Below are 541 nucleotides of genomic sequence, written 5' to 3'. Positions count from 1 at the left end.
TCCCCGTTTAGGTGCCGATTACCGGGTCAGGTGGTCCCCAATCTCACGCCGAAACACAGCAGGGATAACCCTTTAACCAGTCGCGATATGAAATATGCGGCCTACGCCTGCCGTGATCGCCATCGCCAACGATCCGAAAATAACCACGCGGGTCACGGCCACGGCCAGCGGTGCGCCTCCCGCTTTCGCTCCAGCAGCACCTAGAACAGCCAGCGCTGCGATAGCTACGGCGACAATGGCCCAGATAGCGCTAGCTCCTGCGACAAAGAGAGCCGCCAAGAGGGGAATGATGCCTCCCGCCACGAACGCGGCTGCAGAGGCTATAGCGGCCTGCGTTGGCCGAGCGATACTGTGCTCGGAAATGCCCAGTTCGTCACGCAGATGCGCCGCAAGAGCATCAGTTTCCGATAAAGCATGGGCAACTTGTTCCGCCAACGCGATCGGGAGGCCGCGATCGACATAGATCCCAATGAGTTCGCGTTTTTCATGCTCGGGATCGGCAAGATGCTCGAGACGTTCCCGCTCCACATCCGATTTTTCC

1 protein-coding gene is annotated in these 541 nt (G+C 59.3%); it reads right to left on the bottom strand.

Annotated elements, in window-relative coordinates; translation table 11 throughout:
• Positions 1 to 72: 72 nt before the first annotated feature.
• Positions 73 to 541 (bottom strand): VIT1/CCC1 transporter family protein (locus AACY49_RS30235; RefSeq protein ID WP_339527918.1); only part of this gene is annotated, 469 nt, incomplete at its 5' end.

The sequence above is a fragment of the Pseudomonas sp. EL_65y_Pfl2_R96 genome (assembly GCF_963970905.1).
Taxonomy (GTDB): domain Bacteria; phylum Pseudomonadota; class Gammaproteobacteria; order Pseudomonadales; family Pseudomonadaceae; genus Aquipseudomonas.
The sequence above is the reverse complement of the archived record's forward strand: the minus strand, read 5'-3'. Positions and strand labels throughout refer to the sequence as shown.